This is a genomic window from Oribacterium sp. KHPX15 (assembly GCF_900107835.1).
In the GTDB taxonomy this organism is placed as follows: domain Bacteria; phylum Bacillota; class Clostridia; order Lachnospirales; family Lachnospiraceae; genus Oribacterium.
Map to the genome: position 1 here is coordinate 149,569 of NZ_FNRG01000002.1, position 26,242 is coordinate 175,810.

Genomic DNA, 26,242 nt, shown 5'->3' on the forward strand with positions numbered 1-26,242 from the left:
TATGTGATATTTTCTTTTTGGTTATAAACATATCCCTCGGAAAGAGGTTAAATGTTAGCAAAAATAAACAGCGCCGGTTTGTCCGGCATGGATGGCTTTCTTGTTTCTGTCGAAGTGGACGAAAGCGACGGCCTTCCAAAATCCATAATCGTCGGCAATGTTTCCGCCTCGGTGAGAGAGGCTCTGGACCGCTGTCAGGTAGCCCTCAGAAATGCCGGTATAAATGTCCCACCAAAAAGACTTACCATAAATCTCGCACCGGCAGACCGGCGAAAGGACGGAACCCATTTTGATCTGGCCATAGCCACCGGCATTCTTAAATCAATCTTTCTGGATAATGATTTCTCCCTGGAGGATTATGGCTTTGTGGGAGAGCTGGGTCTCGACGGAAGGATACGACATGTGAACGGAATCCTGCCTATTGTTACAGAAATGAAAAAAGCCGGATTAAGAGGCGCCGTTGTCCCCAGGGCCGATATCCAGGAAGCCCTGGTAGTCTCCGGGATGGATATCCTGGGTGTGGAGGACCTAATCGATCTCTGCACCATCATCGCAAGCAGAGAAAGCTTTTCCGGTCATCCCAGGGAAACACCCATGATACAAAAATCAGAGGAGTCCTATGATGTGGATTTTTCAGATATCCACGGCCAGTCCTTCTCGGTAAGAGCAGCACTGATCGCCGCTTCAGGCGGACACAACCTGCTTCTTTCAGGTGTGGCCGGCTCCGGCAAAACCATGATCGCGAGGAGAATCCCTACCATACTTCCCGGACTCACAAGAGAAGAGAATATCGAAATCACCAAAGTCTATTCCATTGCGGGACTCCTTCCCGAAGGCTCAGCTCTTATGAACCGTCGTCCCTTCAGAACCCCTCATCACACCATTACCACTCCGTCTCTCGTTGGCGGATCCTCACCCTCAGGTGTTGTCCCCGGGGAGATAGCATTGGCATCAAAGGGCGTTCTTTTTCTGGACGAACTTCCTCTGTTTTCAAAATCTTCAATAGAAGCACTCCGCCAGCCCCTGGAAGAAAAGAAAGTGGTCATAAACCGTCTGAACGGCAGCTTCCTTTATCCCGCAGACTGTATGCTGGTGGCTGCCATGAATCCGTGTCCCTGCGGTTATTACCCGGACAGAAGCAAATGCCACTGCACCGAAAGCCAGATCCGTCACTATCAGAGAGGCATATCCAAACCCATTCTGGAACGAATCGATCTTTGCGTTGAAGCCTCCCCCGTAACATTCGAAGAGGCTATCAGCACTGAAGCCTCCATAAGCTCCGCAGAATTAAGGAAGCAGGTTCAAAAAGCCCGGGCTATCCAGAAAGAACGATTTAAAAACTACAGTCACCTTCATGTTAATGCTGACATGGGTGCAAAAGATATAGAAAAGTTCTGCCCGTTGAATGATGAGAGCAAAAGATTCATAGGAAAGATCTTTGAGCTCAAATCCCTTTCCATGAGAACCTATCATAAGGTACTTAAAGTAGCCAGAACCATAGCGGACCTTGAGGGATCGGAGGACATAAGCATTAGCCATCTGAGCGAGGCTGTAAGCTACCGGGGACTGGAGGATCACCTGTACGGTGCTGCTGAGACCGGATGTGTACATCCGATCCCTTCGGGAAACGGCGGAAAAAAATTCTCTAACATAACCTCCAGGGCTAAAAGCAAGTACGGATTCACAAAACCGTCAGGATACGGCGGACCATCAGGATCAAACCCTCGTACCACAACAAAGCATGGTCGAACTTCTGTAATTGAATCTGAAAAACTGCCTGAAAGGAGGTTCAGCCTATGACAGCTCAGGACATTAATTTTAAAAATGAAATCCGGGAACTTACACCTTTGGACAGAGAATACCCAGAGAGATTACGCCAGATACAAAATCCACCGACTACACTTTATATAAAAGGCCAGTTGCCTCCAGACGACCTGCCGACGGTTGCCATCATCGGTTCCAGAACCTCAACGGAATACGGAATAGATGTGGCGAGGACTTTTGGCCGAGTGCTTGCATCCCGGGGCGTAGGCATCGTCAGTGGCATGGCCCTGGGAGCCGACAGCGCAGGACAGTGGGGCGCTCTTGACGGAAAAGGAAGCACGTATGCAGTTCTCGGCTGCGGAATAAACATCTGTTATCCCGCAAGAAACTACCGGCTTTACGATGAAATATTAAAAAATGGCGGCGGAATAATGTCGGAAGTCCCACTGGACTCACCTCCGCTTCCAAAACAATTCGCCTCCAGAAACAGAATCATATCCGCGCTTTCCGACATTGTAATAGTGATTGAGGCCAGAGAACGCTCCGGTACCTTCATCACCGTAAACAACGCCCTCGAACAGGGTAAACAAGTCTTCGCCCTTCCCGGACGCATCACCGACCCCCTGTCAAAAGGCTGTCTCCAACTCATAAAAGAAGGTGCCGAAATCCTGACTTCCCCCGAAGACATCCTTGAGTACCTCCACCTGAAAACCCAAGGCGAGCAGCTGATCCTTGAAAAAGACACCTCCGTACTGAGCCCAAAACAAAAAGCTGTCTACGACATCCTGGAAACCGACGCCGCCCATCTCGACACCCTCGTCCCGAAATGCGGACTACCCGTCCCGGAGCTGACCGCAGTCCTACTGGAACTTGAAATCCTAGGTTTCTCCGAATGCACGAAAACAGGATTCTACAGAAGAAAAATCTCGTTATAAATGAAAATTATTGACAAGACTCTTTCAGAGCAATAGAATAGTGCCGTCTTTAATTTTTAACTTCCGAACCGGAAGTGCCTTAAATCGTTGACGAGGACAGTAGCTTTTTCAGCCTGCTTCAGAGAGGAGCCGTTTGGTGCGAGGCTTTGCAGAAGAAAACGCGAAAACCACCTCCGAGAGGTCTTTAATCAGACCCGTTGATCACGTTATAATCAGAAAAAGTGGTTGTTGCATAACGCAGCAGCAATTTGGGTGGAACCGCGAACTTATCGTCCCAATCTATGACTACAGTCATGGGTTGGGACGTTTCATTATAAAAAAAGCTTCCCCAAAGAGCTTTTCTGTCTAAACAAAGGAGAACCAAAATGGAAAAAGAAGAGATTTTAAAGGTGTATCGTCATTCTCTTGCACACATCCTTGCAAAGGCTGTCATCGAAATCTACGGCAAAGAAGTACAGTATGCAATCGGACCGGAGATCGAAGACGGAGCTTACTATGACTTTGCATTACCCGAGGGTAAGACAATAACCGACAAGGATTTCAAGCAGATTGAAAACAAAATGCGCGAGATCATAAAGAGAAGAGAGGACTGGACCCGTAAGGAAGTATCAAAGGCTGAAGCCCTTGACATCTTCAAGGATCAGAAGTTCAAGACCGAGCTTATCAATGATCTTCCTGAGGACGAAATCATTACCATCTACTATACAGGCGAAGATTATGTTGACCTCTGCCGCGGACCTCACGTAGACAATTCACAGGAGCTTATGAGCGCAGCCTTCGAGCTTCACGCAGCTTCCATGGCTTACTGGAGAGGCGACGAGAAGAGAGATAAGCTTCAGAGAGTTTACTTCTATGCATTCCCTACCAAGGATGAGCTCAAGCAGCACATCAAGATGATCGAGGAAGCGAGAGAGCGCGACCACAAGAAGATCGGTGCTCAGCTCGAGCTTTTCATGTTTGACGAGACCGCTCCCGGTATGCCATACTGGCTCCCACGCGGATGGGTAATGTATCAGACTCTCCTTAAGTACAGCCGCGAGCTTCAGAAGGCTCACGGATATACAGAGATCTCAGCTCCGCTTATCAACAACAAGAAGCTCTGGCTCATCAGCGGACACTGGGCACATTATCTCAACAATATGTTCATCGTTCCCGGTATCGAGGGTCACCTCGCAGCAGACGCTGATATCAACGGCGTTATCGAGAACCTTAAGAATCAGGAAGAGGCTCCTAAGGCTGTAAAGATCATGGCAGGTTCCGTTGTTTACAACCGTGAGAACCTTGACACCATGGCAGCAAAGCCCATGAACTGTCCCAATGCCATGATGACCTTCAAGCGCAAGAACCGTTCCTACAAGGAGCTTCCAATCCGTTACAGCGAGTACGACGTTCTTCACCGTAAGGAGAAGTCAGGTCAGATGAACGGACTATTCCGTGTACAGGAGTTCCGTCAGGATGATGACCATACATTCGTAATGGAATCTCAAATCAAGGACGAGATCAAGGATATCATTGCAATCGCAGATGAGATTTACACAACCTTTGGTGTAACCTACCGTGCAGAGCTTTCAACACGTCCGGATGACTTCATGGGTGACATCGAGGTTTGGAACCAGGCTGAAGCTGACCTTAAGGAGATCCTTACAGAGCAGTACGGCGAGAACGGATTCGAGATCAATGAAGGCGACGGTGCATTCTACGGTCCTAAGATCGACCTTCAGATCAAGGATGCCCTCGGAAGAGAATGGCAGTGCGGAACTATCCAGCTTGACTTCCAGCTTCCTCACAACTTCGGCCTCACCTACATCAATGACCAGGGTGAGTCTGTTATGCCTGTAGTTATCCATCGTGCCATCTACGGTTCACTTGAGCGTTTCATCGGTATTGTCATCGAGAACTTCAAGGGAATGTTCCCGTTCTGGCTTAACCCATATCAGGTAGGTATCGTTCCTATCCGTGAGAACCACAATGAATATGCAAAGAAGGTTGAAGAGGCTCTTACAGCAGCAGGCGTTCGTGTTGAGGCTGATTACTCAGACAACAATATGAAGACCAAGATCAAGGGCTTCAAGAACTTTAAGGATCCTTATATCCTGGTTCTCGGAGATAAGGAGGCTGAGGAGAATACTGTTTCCATCAATATCCGCGGAACCAACAAGCAGGTTCAGAATGTTCCTCTTGATAAGTTCGTTGAGATCTGTAAGAAACTTAATACAGAGCATACTCTTGAGCTTCCGGAGAACTTCGACTGATCACATAAATACATATAAAGGTAATTCATAGATGTCAAATAGCTTAATCATCGTTGAGTCTCCTGCAAAGGTAAAGACCATAAAAAAATTTCTTGGAAAAACTTATACCGTGGATGCCACCATGGGTCATCTCATAGATATGCCGAAGAGTTCTCTCGGTGTAGATGTGGAGAATGGTTACGAACCTAAGTACATAACCATCCGCGGTAAAGGTGAGCTTCTTTCAAAGCTGAAAAAAGAAGCAAAAAAAGCCGATAAAATATATCTCGCAACCGACCCGGACCGCGAGGGAGAGGCCATCAGCTGGCATCTCAAAAACGAGCTTGATAAGGATGCTTCCAACAGAAACAAAATATCACGTATCACCTTTAACGAGATAACAAAGAATGCGGTTAAGAATGCAATCAAGAGCCCCAGAGATATTGACATGGATCTCGTTAATGCCCAGCAGGCCCGCAGAGTCATAGACCGTTTGGTGGGTTATACCATCAGTCCCTTATTATGGAAGAAAATCCGTAAGGGACTTTCCGCAGGACGTGTACAGTCTGTAGCGCTTCGCATGATCTGCGACCGTGAAGCAGAAATTGCAGCCTTCACACCTGAAGAGTACTGGTCACTTGATGCCCACCTTCTTCATGGCAAAAAGAAATTAACTGCAGCCTTTTACGGCAAAGATAAAAAAATGCCTCTGCCGGATGAAGCGTCCGTTGACGATGTCATAAAGCATATCGGTAAAACAGATTTCACTATTTCCGATATCAAAAAATCCGAACGCAGAAAGAAAGCCCCTCTGCCTTTTACTACAAGTACCATGCAGCAGGAGGCAGCCAAGTCTCTCGGATTTGCAACAAGCAAAACCATGAAGCTTGCCCAGACTCTCTACGAGGATGGTTACATAACCTATCTTCGTACCGACAGTACCCGTATCTCGGTTGAAGCCGATGCAGCTGCAAAAATCTTCATATCCGATAAATACGGTGAGGAATACGTAAACGGCGGTTCACAGGATGCCCGCAAGCCTCAGGAACCGGAAGTAAAGATCCAGGATGCTCACGAAGCTATCCGTCCTACAGATCTTGACATGACACCGGAAGAGGCTAAAGCAAAGCTCCAGAGAGATGAAGCCCGTCTTTATACTCTTGTATACAAGCGTTTTCTCGCAAGCCGCATGACTTCTGCAGTTTATGACACCGAATCCGTAAAGCTTGATGCCAAGGGTTATGTATTTACATTAAACGGATCAAAGCTTAAGTTTGACGGTTTCCTGTCTGTATACATGTCAGAAGAGGATAAGGCCGATAAGGATGTATCCCTTCCGGAAATGAAGGAAGGCGAAAAACTCAGTTTCCAGAGTTTTGATAAGGAACAGCATTTTACCCAGCCTCCTGCTCACTACACAGAGGCTTCTCTTGTAAAGACACTGGAAGAAGACGGTATCGGCAGACCTTCTACTTATGCTCCTACCATCGGCACACTGCTGGCAAGAAGATATATCACAAAGGAAAAGAAGAATATCTTCGTTACAGAGCTTGGACAGGCTGTAGATGACATGATGCAGAAGAATTTTCCGACCATTGTGGATACAGCTTTCACTGCCAACATGGAATCACTTCTGGATACTGTTGCAAACGGCAACATCAGCTGGAAGACCCTGGTTGAGAATTTTTATCCGGATCTGTCACAGGCAGTTGAAAAGGCTCATCAGGAGGTTGAAAAGATCACCATCCGTGATGAAGAAACAGACATCGAGTGCGACAAATGCGGACGCAGGATGGTTATCAAGTACGGACCTCACGGTAAGTTCCTTGCATGTCCGGGATTCCCTGAATGCATGAACACCAAACCCTATGTGGAATACGCCGGCTTTATATGTCCGGATTGCGGTTCCGAATGTGTAAAACGCCGTTCCAAGAAAGGACGTATTTTCTACAGCTGTTCAAATTATCCGGAGTGCAATTACATGACCTGGAACAAACCAAAAGAAGCAACAGCAGGGGAGAAGAAGGACGGCGAGATCATGTGCTGACCGGAAAGCTTCAGATTCAAGCCGGCCCACCGTCTGAACTGTTACGGGTCTTGCAAAGTTGTCACTTATACCTCCAAAATTAAGTTGACACAAAATAAAATACTATGTTATATTACAAGTCGCGTTTAAAAAGCGCGACTTTTGTGTATCTGCAAAAGTAACATTATAAAGCACATCTGAACGAAAACCGGAATGGTACCTGAGAATACAGGCGACGACGGTGAGCACACACATTCAGGTGGAAGATTTTAACCAGGAGGTATTTAAAATGAGTGCAATTGGAATGAAGCAGCTCCTTGAGGCTGGCGTACACTTTGGTCATCAGACAAGAAGATGGAACCCTAAGATGGCTCCTTACATCTACACAGAACGTAATGGTATCCACATCATCGATCTTCAGCAGACAGTAAAGATGGTTGACGATGCATACAACGCAATGGTTAAGCTTGTACAGGACGGTGGTACTGTTCTTTTCGTTGGTACAAAGAAGCAGGCTCAGGATGCAGTTAAGTCAGAGGCTCTTCGTTGCGGTGAGTTCTATGTAAACGAGAGATGGCTTGGCGGTATGCTTACAAACTTCAAGACAATCCAGACTCGTATCGATCGTCTTAAGGAGATCGAGAAGATGGCTGAAGACGGTACATTCGATGTTCTTCCTAAGAAGGAAGTAGCTCTTATCAAGAAGGAGTGGGACAAGCTTGAGGCTAACATCGGTGGTATCAAGGATATGAAGCAGATTCCTGATGCAATCTTCGTAGTTGATCCTAAGAAGGAGAAGATCTGCGTTAAGGAAGCTCGCACACTTGGAATCACACTTTTCGGTATCGCTGATACAAACGCTGATCCTGAGGAGCTTGATTATGTTATCCCGGGAAATGATGACGCTATCCGCGCTATCAAGCTTATCGTAGGCAAGATGGCTGATGCTGTTATCGAGGCTAAGCAGGGCGAGATGACTGAGGAAGAGGCAGCAGCTGCTACAGCTGGTGACGATTCTGTAGTTGCAGAGGCTTAATTGAAAGAATCCTTACGGATTCTTTTGAAGCGCTCAAAGCCGCGTGGCTCCCGCGATTAAAAAACAAATCGCGGGCAGATATAAAAACAACATGAACCCGGCATTAGACAATTTAATAGATTGCTAAATGCTGGGTTCATTTCATTTTAAAAACAATAAGTGAAGATTATTCTTCCATAATAAATTAATCCAGGAGGATACAACAATGGCAATTACAGCAGCTCAGGTTAAAGAGTTACGTGACATGACAGGTGCAGGTATGATGGCTTGTAAGAAGGCTCTCGCTGCAACTGACGGAGATATGGACAAGGCAGTAGACTTCCTCAGAGAGCAGGGTCTTGCAGGCGCAGAGAAGAAGGCCGGCAGAATCGCAGCTGAGGGTGTTTCTTTCACAAAGCTTTCTGATGACAAGCACTCAGGTGTTGTTGTAGAAGTTAATGCTGAGACAGATTTCGTTGCTAAGAACGAGAAGTTCCAGACATATGTTTCTGAGGTAGCAGCACAGGCTCTTCATTCAGAGGCAGCTGATATCGACGCTTTCCTTGCTGAGAAGTGGGATCTTGACAACTCAAGAACAGTTGCTGAGCAGCTTTCAGAGGAGATTTCAATCATCGGTGAGAACATGCACATCCGTCGTTTCCAGAAGCTTACAGAGAACGATGGTTTCGTACAGGATTATGTACACGGCGGCGGACGTATCGGTGTTCTTCTTCAGGTTAAGTCAACAGTTGTTAATGACGCTGTTGTAGAGATGGCAAAGAACATTGCTATGCAGGTTGCTGCTCTTAAGCCTAAGTTCACATCACGTAAAGAAGTTGATCAGGCTTATCTTGCAAGCGAGACTGAAATCCTTACAGCTGCAGCTAAGAACGAGAAGCCAAACGCTCCTGAGAAGGTTATCGCAGGTATGGTTCAGGGACGTATCAACAAGGAGCTTAAGGAGATCTGTCTTCTTGACCAGACATACGTTAAGGCTGAGGATGGCAAGCAGTCAGTTCAGCAGTATGTTGATTCTGTTGCCAAGGCTGAGAATGCTACAATCGAGGTTGTAACATTCGTTCGTTTTGAGACTGGTGAAGGTCTTGAGAAGAAGAACGAAGATTTCGCTGCAGAAGTTGCTGCTCAGCAGGCTGCTGCTAAGAAGGCTTAATTCAATAGTCTTTAGTATAACTAAAATTTATAATCTTACGTTTGGAGCAGGAAGTTTTCTTCCTGCTCTTTTGTTGTCTTAAAGCCTTCCGTTAAACAATTTTCATAATTCCCACATATTACAGTTATTTTTTCTGTTTAATATTTATGCTACAATAAAAACCATGTAAAACATGAGGTCATAAATATGCTTTTTGATTTCCTTAAAAAATACTCTGATCAGTTTGATAACTCATCCTCAAAGGATGGTGCAGCACCTGCTGCCGGAAATGCCATACGTAAGCACATAGTTTTTTATGGCACCGTTCAAGGGGTGGGGTTCAGATACACCGCCTATCACCTTGCCAGTTCCCTGGGGCTTACCGGATGGGCAAGAAATGAAGACGACGGATCAGTAACCTGTGAGCTTCAGGGTTCCAGTGTTGCCATCCAGGAATTCATGAACAGAATAGGAAATCAGCGTTTTATAGAGATTACAGATAAAGAGGAACGCAATATTAATGTTATTAAAGAGGAACGTTCCTTTAGGGTACTTTACTGAAAGGATCATATCTTTAATAGTAATGAAGCAAAACTACAAAATCACACTTAGCTATGATGGTTCCCGTTACTACGGCTGGGAACATCAGCCCAATACAGAGTTGACCATACAAGGGAAACTGGAACAGGTGCTGACCCGTATGATTTACGGAGAAGATTATTCTGTTAAGGATTTTGCATCTTTTCCCATCACCGTAATAGGTGCCGGACGAACAGATGCCGGAGTTCATGCCAGAGCTATGACCGCAAATGTAATCCTTGATTCCGAAAAAGACCTGACAGAGACCGGGATAAAAGCTTATATGAACAGGTATCTTCCCGATGATATAAGCATCAATGAGGTTAAACCTTGCGGAGAACGGTTTCACAGCCGTTTCAAGGCCACCGGAAAGACTTACAGATATACCTGCTGGTTTGATGAGCAAAAGCCGGTGTTTGAACGAAAATATGTCACAGTCCTTGACAGCAGGCCGGATATAGAAGCGATGCGCAAAGCTGCAGAATATCTTTTGGGAGAACATGATTTTAAATGTTTTTGCGGTAACTCACATTTCAAGAAATCCACTGTCAGAGTGATAGACCATATAGAAATCACTGAAAATGGTCCTTACATCCGACTTTATTTTCACGGAACCGGTTTTTTGCAAAATCAGGTACGTATCATGACAGGCACGCTTCTGGAGATAGGCTTCGGAAAAAGAACACCGGATTCCATGGCAGACATACTTAACAGCAAAGACCGTCAAAAAGCCGGCTATACCGCAGAAGCAAAAGGGTTATGTCTCATGAAAGTGGATTACGACTGATAGTCATCTTATCAATTATTTGAATTTATAGTGCATTTCCATTTGAATGCATAGCTCATATATAAACATCACAAAGCTTTAGGGAGGGGATTAGTTTTGAAAGATAAAAGTATTGGTATCGTTTTAGGAGTCACAGCCGGACTTTTGGCAGGATATCTGGCAAGTACTATGTACATGTCCGGCAAGATCATGCCGGGCACCATTATTAACGGTGCAGATTTTTCCATGGTTCCGAGGGAAGAACTTAATGAACGACTTTCAGCAATGGAAAGGGATGCCTATGCCATCACCGTCAGAGACATCCATAAAAACGAATTAACAATTAAAGGTTCAGACATTGACCTCACTGCAGTTTTCCCTGTAGATAAAATCCGTGTGCAGAATCCTTTAATCTATCCTTACTATATGTTGAATCCGGGCAACTACTTTGTAGAGCCCGATTCTGTTTCCTTTGATGAAGAAAAATTAAAGTCCATCATAAACAATGATCTTTTGCCAAAGGAAGGAACCACAGATGCTCCTGTTGATGCTTTTCTGACAGCCTATATACCCGGAGCCGGCTATACCATAGCATCGGAAGTAGACGGTGACACTCCTGATCCCGAAAAGGTTACAGGCGTTATTGAGGATGCCATAACCGACAGGGCTGTTTTTGTAGATCTGACAGATGAAGACTGCTATCTGACAGCAGATATCCGTTCAAATGATACTCTCCTGAACCAGAGAGCCACAACCCTGAACGAAGCTCTTGCTGCCTCCATAACCTACGATTTCGGAAATCAAAAGATCATACTGAATTCAGATACCTATTATCCATGGCTAGACAAGCAGGAAGATGGTACCGTTACATTAAATGAAGAAAAGGTAGATGAATATGTTACCGAACTTAAAACCTCAACAGATACTGCCTATACCACAAGAAGCTTCAAGACTGTTTCAGGACGTATAATTAATGTCAAGGGCCCTTACGGTTACAACATTTCGAAGAAAAAGGAAATCGAACAGCTTAAGGAGGATATCCTTTCAGGATTACCGGTAGAACGTGAACCTGTATACACAACCTCCGGCTGCCAGCGTTCAGGAAACGAATACGGCGATACTTATCTGGAAGTTGATATGTCTGACCAGAAGGTTTACTTCGTACAGGATGGAAATGTTGTTTTCACTTCCGATTGTGTAACCGGAAACACCAGTCGCGGAAGAGGAACCCCTACAGGCATTTTCAGCGTCATGTATAAGGCAAAAAATGTAGTATTACGCGGACGTGACTATGCATCTCCTGTTACTTACTGGATGCCGTTCTATAATGGCTGCGGCTTCCATGACGCCTCCTGGCGCGGAAGCTTCGGTGGTTCCATTTACCGTTACAGCGGATCCCACGGCTGTGTAAATATGCCTATTCCTAAAGCAAAAGAGCTTTACTCACTGGTATACGCAGGCATCCCTGTAATCACATACTATTAAAAAGGTTACGTTTTGCCGACCCTGACTTAAGTTTAATCTGTGGACTCTGTATTTCCGGCGTCCACAGGTTATGTAATAAAGAGGAGATTTATGAAAAAGTTTGATTTAAAATTTATTACCGCAGCCCTTACACTGACTGCCATTATTTGCACCGCATTTTCTTCTTTTGCAGAATTCGGTCCCGGTATGCCGGAATCAGAGCTTGCAGCATATACCAGTTCCGCAAATGCTTCCGACGGTGCTGCCATCAATGAAACCACCGGTTCCTCAACTGCCGGTACTATCATCAACAGTGAAATCCCTGCAGAAGACACCTCTGCATTATACGAGAAGCTTAAATCAAGTCAGACTGCCCAGATAACAGACCAGATCATCCTTGTGGTGGACCACAACCTCACCTTATGGAATAAACAGTCTGACGGAAGCTGGATCAAGGATATGGATGTTTACTGCGGTTATGGCAGAAAAGGCCTAAAGCTTTTTAGCGAAAGACATGAAGGAGACGAAACAACTCCTATAGGTTCTTTCCCCATACTTCATGCCTTCGGATTCGGTTCAAACCCGGGAACTGCCATGACCTGGAGAGAGATAACAGAAAACTCCTACTGGTCAGGCGAGAAGGATACCTACAATACCTGGGTTGAGAGCGCAACTCCCGTCGGAGGTGAGCACCTTATCAAGTATGAGATTTGCTATAAATACGCTATGGCTATCGGCTTCAATATCAATCCTACTGTATACAAGCGCGGTTCCGCTATTTTTCTTCATTGTAAAAACCCTGCCGAGTGGGGCTCTGCCGGCTGCGTATCAGTGCTTGAAGAGGATATGCTTACGCTCTTACAGAAATGTCACGACGGCTGCTATATCATGATAGTTCCTGATACTGACTACATTTCTTATTTTTAATACTATCATCATATGAAATTTTATTTTGCACCTATGGAAGGCATTACAGGATATCCTTTTCGTAATGCCTTCCAACAGTGTTTTCCGGGGATAGATCGTTTTTACACGCCCTTTCTCTCGGCAAACGATACATTTTCTTTTACAACAAGAGAGATAAGAGATACTGACCCCGCACTTAACAAAGTGCCCGACCTTGTTCCCCAGATCATCACCAACAATGCCGAAATGTTCGTGTGGGCCATAGAAAGAATGGCAGATCTTGGATATAAGGAAGTAAACCTGAACCTTGGCTGTCCATCAGGTACTGTTGTAGCCAAGAATAAGGGTTCAGGAATGCTTCGTTCCCCTGACAGGCTGGACGCTTTCCTGGAAGAAACCTTTGAACTCCTTGATAAAAATCATATATCCTATGATTCTTCCGATAATGCTTCTGCATCTGCCAAAAAGCAGGTCTCCATTTCCGTGAAAACCAGACTTGGCATACATGACCCTTCAGAATCCGGGCAGCTTATAGCCATATACAACAGATATCCACTTTGTGATGTTATAGTTCACAGCCGGGTACAAAAGGAGTTCTACAAAGGCGAGATACACTATGATTACTTCAGAAAATTCATAGAAGGTTCAAAGCATCACCTTGTATATAACGGAGACATTGTTACAGGATCGGACTTCGAAAAGGTGAAAGCATTGTTTCCTGAGATAGATACCATAATGATAGGCAGAGGTTTACTCATTAATCCATCTCTTGTAAGAGAGCTTAACGGCGGAGAGCCCTGCACCCTTGATGAAATAAAGGCCTTTCACGAAGCATTGATAGAATCATATATACCCGAAATGGGCAGCGATGCAAATCTTTTATACAAAGTAAAAGAGTACTGGAGCTGGCTCAGCAAATCCTTTGCAGGTTCAGAAAGATATATGAAGGATATAAGAAAGGCAAAGACCCTGCCCGAATATAAATCCGCCGTGCGAAATCTTATGGCAAACTGTAAACTGGAGCGTGAATCCTTATGATACTGGAATATCCTGAATATTATGAACGTTTCCGCTGTATCGGCGGTGATTGTCCGGACACCTGCTGCGCAGGTTGGGAAGTTGATGTGGATTCGGAATCCGCAAAGTACTATAAAAGCGTTGATGGTGAATTCGGGAAAAGACTTAAAGACCATATTTGTGAAGAAGGAGAGGACTGCTATTTCCCACTTACAAAAGATAAACGATGTCCATTTTTGAACAAAGAAAACTTATGCGATATATTCATTAACCTGGGAGAGGAGAGTCTTTGTCAGACCTGTACCGAGTATCCAAGATACTTTATAGATATCGGTAATTATGAACAGACCGATATGAGTCTGAGCTGTATGGAACTTGGAAGGATCTTCTATACAGAAACCCCGGTCATAGAATATGTCCGGTCCGAAAACCCGGTGGAAGGAGAGCCTCTGACAGAAGAGGATCAGGATACTCTTGTTGAGATCCTTTCCCTTCGAAACAAATGCATTTCCCTTTTGCAGGATACTGACCATTCTTTTAACGATAAGCTCCGTGAAGTAAGAGCTTTGGTTTCTTATGCCGAGGGCGAAGATCCCGGGGAAAAGGACAAATCCCGGATTTTCCTTCAGGAGAGCTTCAAAGAGCTCATTATACTTTTTGAATCCCTGGATTCCATTAATGACGAATGGTCCGAAAAGCTTTCCTACTATAAGGAATTATCCGAAAATCCATCCAAACTTGACAGGATAACCGAATTCACCTCTCTATATTCCGAAAAGCTTGACGAATGGATATCCAAAACCGGAGTGTATTTTGTTTTCAGATATTTTATCGATACACTAACAGACGGTGACATAGAAAACGAATTATGCTTCGTTCATCGCAGCCTCAGACTTATATTTTTCATGCTTTTTGCTGAATGGCTAAGTAAAGGAAAGCTTGATGTGTCGGATATGATTTATGTGGCTCACCTTTATTCAAAAGAAGTAGAGCATGATGACGGTAATGTTGGCAGGATAAAAAAATTCTCCGACTAATATAAAACAGGCAGAATGGAGATTAATATGATCAGAAAATTCAGAAAAACTGTATATACCGGTTTGATACTTTTATCTCTTATCACTATATGTTCCTGTGGAAAACGCAAGACTCCACAAGAGTCTGTTTCATCTGAGGACTTAACTCAGGAGATCATTTCCGGAATAGCTGAAGGCTTTAAAAGTGGCGAGATCAATGTGACAGAAAGAGAGAAAAGGATATTATCAAACCTTGTAAACTATGTTATGGACAATCCCGAGGCCTCCATGCAGCTTCTTTCCGATGCAGCAAAACAGGCAGGCTTTGAAGGTACGTTCCCCGAAGATATATCCGGAGTAGAGCCATATTACAAGGCCATTGCAGGCACCCTTCTTGAAGCAGACTACATTACCACCGACGGTAATGACATCATTATCAGAAAGGGCACTGACAGTAAAACTCTGTCCGACCTTCTTTCAGAAGCAGCTAACGATGCTGATACCACCAGCACAACAAAAACCATTGATGGCAAAGAAGTTAACCTCAGCCTTAAGGATGACGTAATCTATGACGCTATCTGGAAAGAGGCGGGGAATGCTTATTCCATTTACTCAGAAAACGGAATCGACGAAAAAACCCTTAAAGAACTCATCAAACAGGTAAAATGAAATCCAACGATAAAACCATTTCCAACAACGATAGTCTTTCATATAACGCCATTACCCAAGGTGTGATATGGAGGACTCTCATTCTTTATGTGCTGCCTCTTATCATGGGCACATTTTTTCAGCAGCTCTACAACACGGTGGATGCCGTTGTGGTAGGAAGATTTGTAGGTAAGGAAGCCTTATCCGCAGTTGGCGGAAGCTCTGCCATGCTGGTGAATGTTTTCGTGGGGTTCTTTGTTGGCGTAGCATCAGGGGCAGGTGTGGTAACGGCCCAGTATTATGGCGCAAATAAGGATAACTCAGTCAGAAAAGCTGTTCACACCGCCATGCTGCTTTCCATAATCAGCGGAGCACTTCTCACTCTGATAGGCTACTTCATGATGCCTGTATTCAGCGTTTGGATGAAGACCCCGGCTGAAGTTCTGGATCTCACCATTATATATCTCCGCGTATATTCCCTGGGAATGATACCAAACCTCATTTATAATATGGGCGCCGGCATTCTGAGAGCTGTGGGAGATTCCAAACGGCCTCTTATATTCCTTGTTGTATCCTGCATTTCCAATATAATACTTGACTATTTCTTTGTTCTTAAGCTGGGGCTCGGTGTTATGGGAGTCGCACTTGCCACAATCCTTTGCCAGCTTATCAGTGCCGTGATGGTTTTATACACACTAAGTAAAGCCAATAGCAGCTACCGACTGTCCAAAGAAGAACTGACACTTCACAAAAAGCAGCTTCTTCGTATCATTGCCATAGGACTGCCGGCGGGAATCCAGTCCCTCATGTATTCCCTTTCCAATGTCTTTATCCAGACAGCCATAAACGAATTCGGGACTGACGCAGTGGCGGCATGGGCTGCCTACTCCAAGATAGATTCGGTATACTGGATGATCTCAAGTTCATTCGGCATAGGAGTCACAACTTTCGTAGGGCAGAATTACGGAGCGGGGCTGTATAAAAGAGTACGGCAGTGCATAAGGCAAAGTGCTGTCATCATGGCTCTCATCACCGGTTTTATGACCTTCATTCTTTACAAATGGGGATTCCTTGCTTTCAACCTTTTTGCCACAGACGAAAGTGTCATAAATACCGGAACCGCCATGATACGGTATCTATCGCCATTCTACATTACTTATACGACCATTGAGCTTTTATCCGGTTCTCTCAGAGGGATGGGCAACAGCTTGAAACCAATGATCATTTCAGTATTTGGAATCTGTATACTGAGAGTTTTATGGATATTCTTTGCCGTACCCGTATGGCACAGGATAGAAACCGTTGAATTCAGTTATCCTCTGACCTGGGTGACAACATCAATCCTGTTTCTGCTTTATTATTTCCGGTTTGTAAATAAGCGAAAGATATTCTGAAAGAAACAGGCATAAAATCAGGCAATAAAAATCAATATAATGTACATAACTCACGTTGACATCTTATTTAAGTAAATTTATACTTTCTTAGGTTATTTTTCGTCTAAATTTTTTCAGGGAGCACAAATATGTTTAAAAAAGGTTTTGACAATGACAAGTATATAATGATGCAGTCCGAGCATATCAGAGAGCGTATTTCCAAATTCGGCGGCAAGCTGTATCTCGAGTTCGGCGGCAAGCTGTTCGATGATTATCACGCCTCAAGAGTCCTTCCCGGATTCCAGCCCGACAGTAAGATCCGTATGCTTACCCAGTTAAAGGAAGACGTTGAAATAGTTGTTGTTATCAATGCCGGAGACATTGAAAAAAACAAAGTAAGAGGAGACCTTGGCATAACCTATGACATGGATGTTCTTCGTCTCATCGATGCCTTCAGAAGCTACGGTCTTTTCGTGGGTTCTGTAGTACTCACCAGATTTGACGGGCAGGAAAGTGCCGTTGCCTACCAGAAGAAGCTCGAGAGCCTTGGTGTCAAGGTATACAGACATTATCCCATACAGGGGTATCCCGGAAACCTTCCGCTCATCATTTCAGATGACGGTTTCGGAAAGAATGAATACATTCAGACAACCCACTCCCTGGTTGTCGTTACAGCTCCCGGTCCCGGTTCAGGAAAGATGGCAGTTTGTCTTTCACAGCTTTATCAGGAGAACAAGCACGGCGTTAAGGCAGGCTATGCCAAGTTCGAGACCTTCCCGATCTGGAATATCCCTCTCAAGCATCCTGTAAACCTTGCTTATGAAGCAGCTACTGCGGATCTTAATGATGTAAACATGATTGATCCTTACCATCTTGAAGCATATGGCAAGACCACAGTAAACTATAACCGTGACGTTGAGGTATTCCCTGTACTTAATGCCATGTTCCAACGCATTTACGGCGAATCTCCTTACAAGTCCCCGACAGACATGGGCGTAAATATGGCAGGCTACGGCATCGTTGATGATGACAACTGTAGCTATGCATCACGTCAGGAGATCATCCGTCGTTACTACACTGCATTATGTGACCTCCGTAAAGGTGACGGTACACAGCAGGTGGTTGACAAGCTTCAGCTTCTCATGGAGCAGGCCAATGTTTCCAGCGATGACAGACCTGCTGTTGCCGCAGCAAAGCAAAAGGCAGAGCTGACAGGAGAGCCCGCAGCAGCCATCGAGCTTTCAGACGGAACCATCGTAACCGGAAAGACTTCAACCTTACTTGGAGCCTGCTCAGCCATGCTTTTAAATGCCCTTAAGGTAATGGGCGGAATAGATGACTCTGTAAATCTTATTTCAAGAGAGATCATCGAGCCTATCCAGCATTTAAAAACCGAGCATTTGGGTAACCGTAACCCGAGACTTCATACCGATGAGATCCTCATTGCGCTTACCATCTGTGCAACCACAGACAATAATGCAGAAATCGCCATGCAGCAGCTTGAAAAGCTTAAGGGCTGCGAGGTACACAGCTCAGTAATTCTTTCCGAAGTAGACGCCCGCACCTTCAAGAAGCTTGGCATCAATGTCACCTGCGAACCGCAGTACCAGACTTCAAAGTTATTCCATAACTGATGATGCAAGGACGCATCTTTCACTTAACATACGTAGGTATAGTATTTTAATATTTAATCCGGTTTCAGCCGAAGCTTTGCCTGACTATATGGCAAGGCTTCGGCTTTTGTTTTTTTGGAACATCGGGTGGATCAAAATTACATAACTAAACCTATAGAAACTTACCATTTTGATATTGGCATAATTTCATATTAAAGCTGTTTACCATATCAATATTTCATATCAAGCGATCAAAGCTTCTGTTTTTTAGTGTACACGTACAATAGACAAATGTTTGTCCGTTGTGAACAAACATATTTAGTGATTTAAACATCATACACTTTAAACCATTAAATTTTGTCCTTGAAATAGAGATAACTATAATGTATATTTCTCATTATGTCTGATTATCAAGGAGGTTTTTTATTATGCCAAAATACATAGCGAAAAGAGTAATTATGGCTGTGGTCACGGCATTCCTTGTCGCAACTCTGACTTTCTGTATCATGAATCTGGTTCCCGGCGGACCTTTCCTGGCAGAAAAGGCGGTCACACCGCAGGCTCAGGCTGCGATGGAAGCCAAGTACGGTCTCGACAAGCCGCTGCCGCAGCAATATTTAACATATCTCAGTGGTCTTCTTCACGGTGATTTCGGTTTGTCCCTCAAGAAGAGAGGTCGTACTGTAGCTGAGATCATCTCGACCAAGTTCCCTGTTTCTGCGCGACTTGGTGCCTGTGCGCTTATTGTTGCAGTCTGCATCGGAGTTCCACTGGGCTCTGTTGCAGCCTTTAACAGGGGAAAGCTTGTAGATAATATTCTGGTGGTGTTGTCCACGGCTGGAATAGCCATACCCTCGTTCCTTTCATCAACACTTCTTATGTATGTATTTACAACGAAGCTCAAGCTGCTTCCGTCTCTGGGACTCACAACTCCCGAAAGTTATATCATGCCGGTAACAGCACTTGCTCTTTATCCGACATTTTATATAGCACGTCTCATGCGTTCTTCAATGCTGGATGTTATCGGTCAGGACTACATGAAAACAGCAAGAGCAAAGGGTGTAAGTACCTTACTGATTATTTTCAAGCATGCCTTGCGTAATGCCATCCTGCCGGTAGTTACCTACCTTGGACCTTTACTTGCATCACTTATGACAGGATCTTTCATCATTGAAAAGATCTTCAATATCCCGGGACTTGGTTCTGAATTCGTTGGAGCCATCACCTCCCGTGACTATCCTATGATCATGGGAACCACCATATTCCTGGCGGTCTTCGTCATCTGCATGAATGTTATCGTAGACATACTTTACGCAGTTATCGATCCACGTATCAAACTTAAGTGATAAAAAAGTCCTGTCCTCAGGATTAAAACCTGATGTTTTGAGATAGGCTAAACCACCGAAAGGAAATTCCTCATATGTCTGAAAATAAAGTTAAAAACCCATTGAGCCTTCAGCTCAATGTTGACGACTTTGCTCCTGCCTCTACAGAGGAGAAGCAGTCATTAAATGTCATGCGTGAATCTGTAAGCTTCTTCAAAGACGGCATACAGCGTTTTCGCCGAAATAAGATTGCCATGACAGCACTTACCATAGTGCTTATAATCATGTTTTTCTGTTACATAGTTCCCATGTTTTATCCATATGGATACGAGGAACAGATCAAGGGTTCGGAAAGACTTGCTCCCATGGCATTTTCAAAGATGGAGCAGCAGAAGATAGCTGCCGGTGAAAATATTTTTCCTCATCTTCTGGGTACAGACCAGAACGGACGTGACTATATGATCCGTGTTCTGGTTGGCGGAAGAGTATCCATGACCGTCGGAATCGTAGCCTCCGTCCTTATCCTCTTTATAGGTTCTATATACGGTGCCATAGCAGGTTACTTTGGCGGTATGGTGGACATGATCATGATGCGTATAGTCGATATCATCTATACCGTACCTGATGTCCTTATCATCATCCTTCTTGCCCAGACCCTTAAGTTCCCTTTGGAAAAGCTTGGTGCAGCTCCGGGTTTTGGATGGATAGAGAAGCTTGGACCAAATATGATCTCCATGTTCATAGTGTTTGCCCTCCTTTACTGGGTTGGTATGGCACGTATAGTCCGTTCACAGATCATGGTTCTCAAGCAGTCGGAGTACGTTACTGCCGCAAAGGCTCTTGGTGCAGATGACAAGCGCATCATCGGAAAGCATCTCATCACAAACTGTCTGGGAACACTTATCGTTACCACAACACTTCAGATACCAAGCTCTATCTTTACTGAGTCTTTCCTCAGTTTCCTTGGTCTCGGTGTTCAGGCTCCCATGCCTTCACTGGGTTCCCTTGCAAGTGCTGCGCTCAACGGCTTCCAGACCTATCCGGAAAAGCTTTTCGCACCTGCTGCACTTATCTTTATCATTATCCTGAGCTTCAATCTTTTAGGTGATGGTCTTCGTGATGCCTTCGATCCTAAGATGAAGCAGAAGTAAGGAGATTAACATGGCAGAATCAGAATACTTAGTAAATATACAGCATGAACGTCTTTCCTTTTTCACTCCTGCAGGAGAGGTCAAGACCTTAAATGATGTAACCATACAGATGAAGGAGGGTGAAGTCCTCGGCATCGTAGGAGAGTCAGGTTCAGGTAAATCCGTAACAGCCTACTCCATCATGGGTCTTACAGCAGAGAACGGAAAGATCATGGGCGGCTCCGTTGAGTTCAACGGTCATCGCATTGATCAGATGACAGAGAAGGAACTGAGACGTATCCGCGGACAGGAAGTATCCATCATTTTCCAGGATCCCATGACTTCTCTTAACCCTGTCTGGACCATAGGAAACCAGTTGGAGGAAGCCATCAGGCTACATACCGATAAGAAAGGAAAGGAAGCTACCGCAAGAGCAAAAGAGCTTCTCACCCTTGTAGGTATCAATGAGCCCGATAAGCGCCTAAAGCAGTTCCCTCATGAGCTGTCAGGCGGTATGCGTCAGCGTGTCATGATCGCTATGGCTCTTGCCTGTGAACCTAAGCTCCTTATCGCCGATGAGCCAACAACAGCCCTTGACGTTACCATCCAGGCCCAGATTCTTGACCTTATGCAGGATCTTAAGAAAAAGCTTGGCATGGGAATCATCATGATCACCCATGATCTCGGTGTAGTTGCAAGCATGTGCGATCATATTGCAGTTATGTATGCAGGAGAGATCGTTGAATACGGAACCACCGACGACATTTTCTATAATCCCAAGCACGAATATACAAAGGGACTTCTTAAGTCTATCCCAAACCTTGCGGAACAGACGTACCAAAGACTGATTCCCATCGAAGGACAGCCTGTGGATCTTCTTAATCCTCCAAAGGGCTGTGGCTTTGCTCCGAGATGTAAGAGCTGCATGAAGATTTGTCTTGATAAGAAGCCTTTAAGAAACAACTATGAGGGCATTCATTATTCAAGATGCTGGCTTCAGCAGAAGGAAGACTTCGAAATGGGAAAAACCACCGTTTCCACAGATGACCATGGCATCGTCATAAGGGAAGCATTAAACGCAGGAGGTGAAAAGTGATGAATAAAGAAGATATCTTACTTGAAGTATCCCACCTCAAACAGTATTTTCCCGTAGCAGGAACAAAAAAAGTAGTTAAGGCTGTTGACGATGTCAGCTTCTTTATCAAGAAGGGAGAAACCTTCGGTCTGGTTGGAGAGTCAGGCTGCGGAAAAACCACCACAGGACGTTCCATTCTGAGACTCACAGAGCCTACTTCCGGAAAAATAGTATATGATGGAAATGTGATTTTCGACTCAGAAAGCAATATTAAAGCGGATATGCTTCCATATCGCCGTAAGATGCAAATCGTATTCCAGGATCCCTACGCATCACTTGATCCTCGTATGACAGTTGGAGATATAGTTGGTGAAGCCCTTGATATACATAAACTCTACAAGACAAAGGCAGAACGTAGAGAAAAGATACTTGAGCTTCTCTCAACAGTTGGTCTCAACAGTGAGCACGCAAACCGTTATCCTCACGAGTTCTCAGGCGGACAGCGTCAGCGTATAGGCATTGCCCGGGCTCTGGCAGTTGATCCTCAGTTTATAGTTTGTGACGAGCCGGTTTCGGCGCTTGATGTTTCTATCCAGGCACAGGTTGTGAACATGTTCGAGGATCTGCAGCAGAAGATGGGTCTTACTTATCTGTTTATTGCCCATGACCTTTCCATCGTAAATCATATTTCCAGCAGAATAGGTGTTATGTACCTTGGAAACATGGTGGAACTTGCAGATTCCGATGAACTCATTTTCCACTCGATGCATCCGTATACAAGATCACTTATTTCTGCTATACCTATAGCAGATCCAAAAACTGCAAGAGCTTCCAAACGTATCATCCTAAACGGAGATGTACCTTCTCCCATGAATCCGCCTTCAGGATGTCCTTTCAGGACCAGATGTCCTTATGCGGACGAGCTCTGTGCACAGACAAAACCTGAATTCAAAGAAGTTAAGCCAGGACACTATGCAGCATGTCATCATCTGGATAAACTTAATTGAAGTAATATATAATGAAAAACGGAGGTATTTATGAAAAAGAATTTAACCGCTATTGTTGCAGCAGCTGTATCTGCAGCACTTTTGCTTTCAGCCTGCGGTGGTTCATCCACCACTCCTGAATCAGTTGCGCCAGGCAATGCTTCAGAGTCATCTGATGCCGAAAAGGTACTTAATGTACAGAGAGGTCCTTCACCTGAGACCATCGACCCTGCACTTAACTCTGCATCTGATGGTGCAAACATGATTCTTCATGCTTTTGAAGGTCTTCTCAAGTTCGATCAGAACAACGATATCGTAGGAGGTCTTGCAGAAAGCTGGGAACAATCAGAGGACGGTCTTACATGGACTTTCCATCTGAGACCTGATCTTAAATGGTCAGACGGAAGCGCTCTTACAGCCAATGACTTTGTTTATTCCTGGAAGAGAGTTGCAGACCCTAATACTGCTGCACCTTACGGCTATGACCTTCTTAATGTTGTTGCCGGTTATGAAGAAGCTTCAAAGGGAGACATTGACGCCCTTCAGGTAGAAGCTACCGATGACAACACCTTTGTTGTTCACCTTTCAAATCCCTGTGTTTACTTTGACAAGATTGCTGCATTTACAGTTATGGTTCCTGTACAGCAGGCAACCATCGAAGCTGCCGGAGATAGCTGGGCAACCGATCCTGCAACTTATATCACAGACGGTCCTTATTATATGACTGAGTTCACAGACGGTTCTCAGATCGTATTTGAGAAGAATCCGTACTACTGGGATGCAGAAAACATCACTTTCGACAAGATTGTATGGCATCTTATCGAGGATTCCAATACTTCATACACCGCATACAACCAGGGCGAGCTTGATATGATTAAGGATGTTCCTACTGAAGAGATACCTACTCTTAATGGTAACGAAGAGTTCCATGTAGAGCCTCTTATGGGAACTTACTATGTAACCTTCAATACACAGAAGGAGCCTTTCAATGACGCCAAGGTGCGTGAGGCACTTTCACTTGCCATCGACCGTAAGTATGTTGCAGATACCATCATGCAGGGTACATATTCACCTGCTACAAACTTTGTAGGTGCCGGCGTATCTGATGCAGCTGAAGGTTCTTCTTTTGTAGATGTAACAAAGGAAAAGTACGGCGATCACTTTGATATCGAGAACTACGACGCCAACCTTGAAAAGGCAAAGGAGCTTCTTGCAGAGGCAGGCTATCCAAATGGTGAAGGTTTCCCTGCATTTGACTACCTTACAAATGATTCCGGATACCACAAGGCAGTTGCCGAGTATCTCCAGTCTGCATGGGCTGAGCTTGGATTAACCATGAATGTAAACATCCAGGAGTGGAAGACTGTTACAGCTGACCGTCGTGCAGGCAACTTCGACGTTGCACGTAACGGTTGGGTATATGACTGGGATGATCCTTCAAACATGATCAACCTTCTTGAGACCACCAACGGAAACAACGATGGTAAGTACTCATCAGCAGAGTTTGATAAGCTTGTAGATGAAGCAAGAAGCACAACTGACATTGACAAGCATTACGATCTTCTTCATCAGGCAGAGCAGGTTCTTCTTAACGATGCTGCTATGGCTCCTATTGCGTACTACAATGAGTTCTGGCTCCAGAAGCCAAATCTCAAGGGCACATGGCATTCACCATACGGCTACTGGTACTTCATGTACGGTTCATTTGAATAAGACTTAGAATCAGTTTTCCCCTGAGGCAAAAGCCTCAGGGGATTTTTCTGTTTTGTTGCCCCTTACTTTGTAATATGCTAGAATAAACCTTAATGTAGGCACTTTTAAGCTGTCCTATTTTAGTCTAAAATAACATATAAAGGTATGAAGGATCATCCTTCATTACTATATGCCTGAGAATTGGCAGAATGGAGATATTTTTATGTCAAATGAACGAAGAGTTATGCTGAAACTTTCCGGCGAAGCCCTTGCCGGCGAAAAACATTTCGGCTTTGATGATGATACTATCAGAGAAGTTGCCAGAGAAGTTAAGTCAGCAGTAGATGAAGGTGTACAGATCGCCATAGTTATCGGCGGCGGAAATTTCTGGAGAGGCCGCCAGTCCGAGGCTGTAGACCGCTATAAAGCCGATCAGGTGGGAATACTTGCCACAGTCATGAACTGTATATATGTATCTGAAATATTCCGAACACAGGGTATGAAAACCATGGTCATGTCCTCGATACAGATTGGGGATATGGCAGATCTTTTCAATAAAGACAAAGCTCTCAATGCCATGGCAGAGGGAACAGTTGTATTCTGCGCAGGCGGAACCGGTCACCCTTACTTTTCAACAGATACCGGCGTAGTTCTCCGTGCAGTTGAACTTGAATGTGACGAAATACTTCTTGCCAAGGCTATCGATGGGGTATATGACTCAGATCCAAAGATAAATCCTGATGCAAAGAAGTTTGATGAACTTTCCATCCAGGAAGTAGTAGACAAGCGTTTAGGTGTTATAGACCTGGCTGCATCTGTTATCTGCATGGAAAACCATATGCCGTTGGCTATTTTCTCTCTTAACGAAGAAAACGGAATTGCCAATGCTCTCAAGGGACAGATAAACGGCACCAGAGTTACAGCATAAAAATATACATTATCCCGAAACACCGGGTTTAAACAGGAGGATTTAATTATGGATGATCAATTTACCATTTATATCGAGAAGATGCACAAAACACATGATAACCTCATGTCAGAGCTTGCAACTATCCGTGCAGGACGTGCAAACCCTCATGTGCTGGACCGTATCATGGTAGATTACTACGGCACACCGACACCTATTCAGCAGGTAGGTAACATTTCCGTTCCCGAGGCACGTCTTATCCAGATCCAGCCATGGGACAAGAGCCTGCTTAAAGAGATTGAGAAGGCTATAAATATGTCTGATCTCGGTATCAACCCGACAAATGACGGAACTGTTGTCCGTCTCGTTTTCCCTGAGCTTACAGAGGAGAGACGTAAGGAACTCACAAAGGATGTTAAGAAGAAAGGCGAAGAGGCTAAGATCGCCATCAGAAATATCCGTCGTGATGCCATGGATCTTGCAAAGAAGCTCGAGAAGTCATCTGAGATGACAGAGGATGATCTTACCCGTGCAACAAAGGATATTCAGGAGCTTACAGACCACATGTGCGAGAAGATCGACAAGTCTGTTGAAGCAAAGAACAAGGAACTCTTAACTGTTTAA

General features: G+C 44.7%; 22 protein-coding genes and 1 other annotated feature. All 22 genes read left to right on the top strand.

The window, feature by feature from the left end; translation table 11 throughout:
* Positions 1-51 precede the first annotated feature (51 nt).
* The 22 genes from BLV86_RS02030 (at position 52) to frr (ending at position 26,242) form a co-directional block, all read left to right on the top strand.
* Positions 52-1,800: a YifB family Mg chelatase-like AAA ATPase gene (locus BLV86_RS02030; protein WP_090814955.1), complete on the top strand. Its 1,749-nt coding sequence runs from the start codon at positions 52-54 to the stop codon at positions 1,798-1,800.
* Complete coding sequence (gene dprA, locus BLV86_RS02035) at positions 1,797-2,699, top strand: DNA-processing protein DprA (protein ID WP_031552906.1); 903 nt, start codon at positions 1,797-1,799, stop codon at positions 2,697-2,699. The genes BLV86_RS02030 and dprA overlap by 4 nt, the downstream gene beginning before the upstream one ends.
* A 78-nt stretch (positions 2,700-2,777) precedes the next feature.
* Positions 2,778-2,979: a binding site (T-box leader), on the top strand.
* An 85-nt stretch (positions 2,980-3,064) separates the two neighbouring features.
* Entirely contained in the window at positions 3,065-4,951 is a 1,887-nt protein-coding gene (locus BLV86_RS02040; protein WP_090814956.1) for a threonine--tRNA ligase, read from the top strand.
* A 31-nt stretch (positions 4,952-4,982) separates the two neighbouring features.
* Entirely contained in the window at positions 4,983-6,977 is a 1,995-nt protein-coding gene (gene topA, locus BLV86_RS02045; RefSeq protein ID WP_031552912.1) for a type I DNA topoisomerase, read from the top strand.
* A 268-nt stretch (positions 6,978-7,245) separates the two neighbouring features.
* Positions 7,246-7,992, top strand: a complete 747-nt coding sequence (rpsB, locus tag BLV86_RS02050) for a 30S ribosomal protein S2 (RefSeq protein WP_031552915.1) — start codon at positions 7,246-7,248, stop codon at positions 7,990-7,992.
* 205 nt (positions 7,993-8,197) lie between these two features.
* Positions 8,198-9,142 carry a translation elongation factor Ts gene (gene tsf / locus BLV86_RS02055; protein ID WP_090814957.1) on the top strand — a complete coding sequence of 315 codons (945 nt, stop codon included), beginning with the start codon at positions 8,198-8,200 and terminating at the stop codon, positions 9,140-9,142.
* A 273-nt stretch (positions 9,143-9,415) separates the two neighbouring features.
* Positions 9,416-9,682, top strand: coding sequence for an acylphosphatase (locus BLV86_RS02060; protein WP_031552920.1), 267 nt, complete (start codon positions 9,416-9,418; stop codon positions 9,680-9,682).
* A gap of 22 nt (positions 9,683-9,704) precedes the next feature.
* Positions 9,705-10,487, top strand: coding sequence for a tRNA pseudouridine(38-40) synthase TruA (gene truA / locus BLV86_RS02065; protein WP_031552922.1), 783 nt, complete (start codon positions 9,705-9,707; stop codon positions 10,485-10,487).
* Between the two features lie 96 nt (positions 10,488-10,583).
* Entirely contained in the window at positions 10,584-11,951 is a 1,368-nt protein-coding gene (locus BLV86_RS02070) for a L,D-transpeptidase family protein (protein WP_049962406.1), read from the top strand.
* A 90-nt stretch (positions 11,952-12,041) separates the two neighbouring features.
* On the top strand, positions 12,042-12,857 hold the full coding sequence (locus BLV86_RS02075) for a L,D-transpeptidase family protein (protein ID WP_090814959.1): 816 nt from the start codon (positions 12,042-12,044) through the stop codon (positions 12,855-12,857).
* A 12-nt stretch (positions 12,858-12,869) separates the two neighbouring features.
* A complete protein-coding gene (locus BLV86_RS02080) occupies positions 12,870-13,874 on the top strand; it encodes a tRNA dihydrouridine synthase (protein ID WP_090814960.1) in 1,005 nt (334 codons plus the stop codon).
* On the top strand, positions 13,871-14,890 hold the full coding sequence (fliB, locus tag BLV86_RS02085) for a flagellin lysine-N-methylase (protein WP_090814961.1): 1,020 nt from the start codon (positions 13,871-13,873) through the stop codon (positions 14,888-14,890). Before BLV86_RS02080 ends, fliB begins: the two co-directional genes overlap by 4 nt.
* Before the next feature lie 27 nt (positions 14,891-14,917).
* Positions 14,918-15,538, top strand: coding sequence for a hypothetical protein (locus tag BLV86_RS02090; protein WP_090814962.1), 621 nt, complete (start codon positions 14,918-14,920; stop codon positions 15,536-15,538).
* A complete protein-coding gene (locus BLV86_RS02095) occupies positions 15,535-16,911 on the top strand; it encodes an MATE family efflux transporter (RefSeq protein WP_090814963.1) in 1,377 nt (458 codons plus the stop codon). The genes BLV86_RS02090 and BLV86_RS02095 overlap by 4 nt, the downstream gene beginning before the upstream one ends.
* A gap of 128 nt (positions 16,912-17,039) precedes the next feature.
* Positions 17,040-18,524, top strand: coding sequence for a DUF1846 domain-containing protein (locus BLV86_RS02100; RefSeq protein WP_090814964.1), 1,485 nt, complete (start codon positions 17,040-17,042; stop codon positions 18,522-18,524).
* 407 nt (positions 18,525-18,931) lie between these two features.
* Positions 18,932-19,849 (top strand): ABC transporter permease, encoded by a 918-nt coding sequence (locus BLV86_RS02105; protein WP_031552942.1) that lies wholly within the window; start codon positions 18,932-18,934, stop codon positions 19,847-19,849.
* Positions 19,850-19,923: 74 nt separating this feature from the next.
* Positions 19,924-20,979 carry an ABC transporter permease gene (locus tag BLV86_RS02110; RefSeq protein WP_090814965.1) on the top strand — a complete coding sequence of 352 codons (1,056 nt, stop codon included), beginning with the start codon at positions 19,924-19,926 and terminating at the stop codon, positions 20,977-20,979.
* Between the two features lie 10 nt (positions 20,980-20,989).
* On the top strand, positions 20,990-22,054 hold the full coding sequence (locus BLV86_RS02115) for an ABC transporter ATP-binding protein (protein WP_090814966.1): 1,065 nt from the start codon (positions 20,990-20,992) through the stop codon (positions 22,052-22,054).
* Positions 22,054-23,040 carry an ABC transporter ATP-binding protein gene (locus BLV86_RS02120; RefSeq protein WP_090814967.1) on the top strand — a complete coding sequence of 329 codons (987 nt, stop codon included), beginning with the start codon at positions 22,054-22,056 and terminating at the stop codon, positions 23,038-23,040. Before BLV86_RS02115 ends, BLV86_RS02120 begins: the two co-directional genes overlap by 1 nt.
* A 30-nt stretch (positions 23,041-23,070) precedes the next feature.
* Positions 23,071-24,732: a peptide ABC transporter substrate-binding protein gene (locus BLV86_RS02125; protein WP_031552953.1), complete on the top strand. Its 1,662-nt coding sequence runs from the start codon at positions 23,071-23,073 to the stop codon at positions 24,730-24,732.
* Positions 24,733-24,934: 202 nt separating this feature from the next.
* Positions 24,935-25,639 carry a UMP kinase gene (gene pyrH / locus BLV86_RS02130; protein WP_031552955.1) on the top strand — a complete coding sequence of 235 codons (705 nt, stop codon included), beginning with the start codon at positions 24,935-24,937 and terminating at the stop codon, positions 25,637-25,639.
* A 48-nt stretch (positions 25,640-25,687) separates the two neighbouring features.
* Positions 25,688-26,242, top strand: coding sequence for a ribosome recycling factor (gene frr, locus BLV86_RS02135; RefSeq protein WP_029200677.1), 555 nt, complete (start codon positions 25,688-25,690; stop codon positions 26,240-26,242).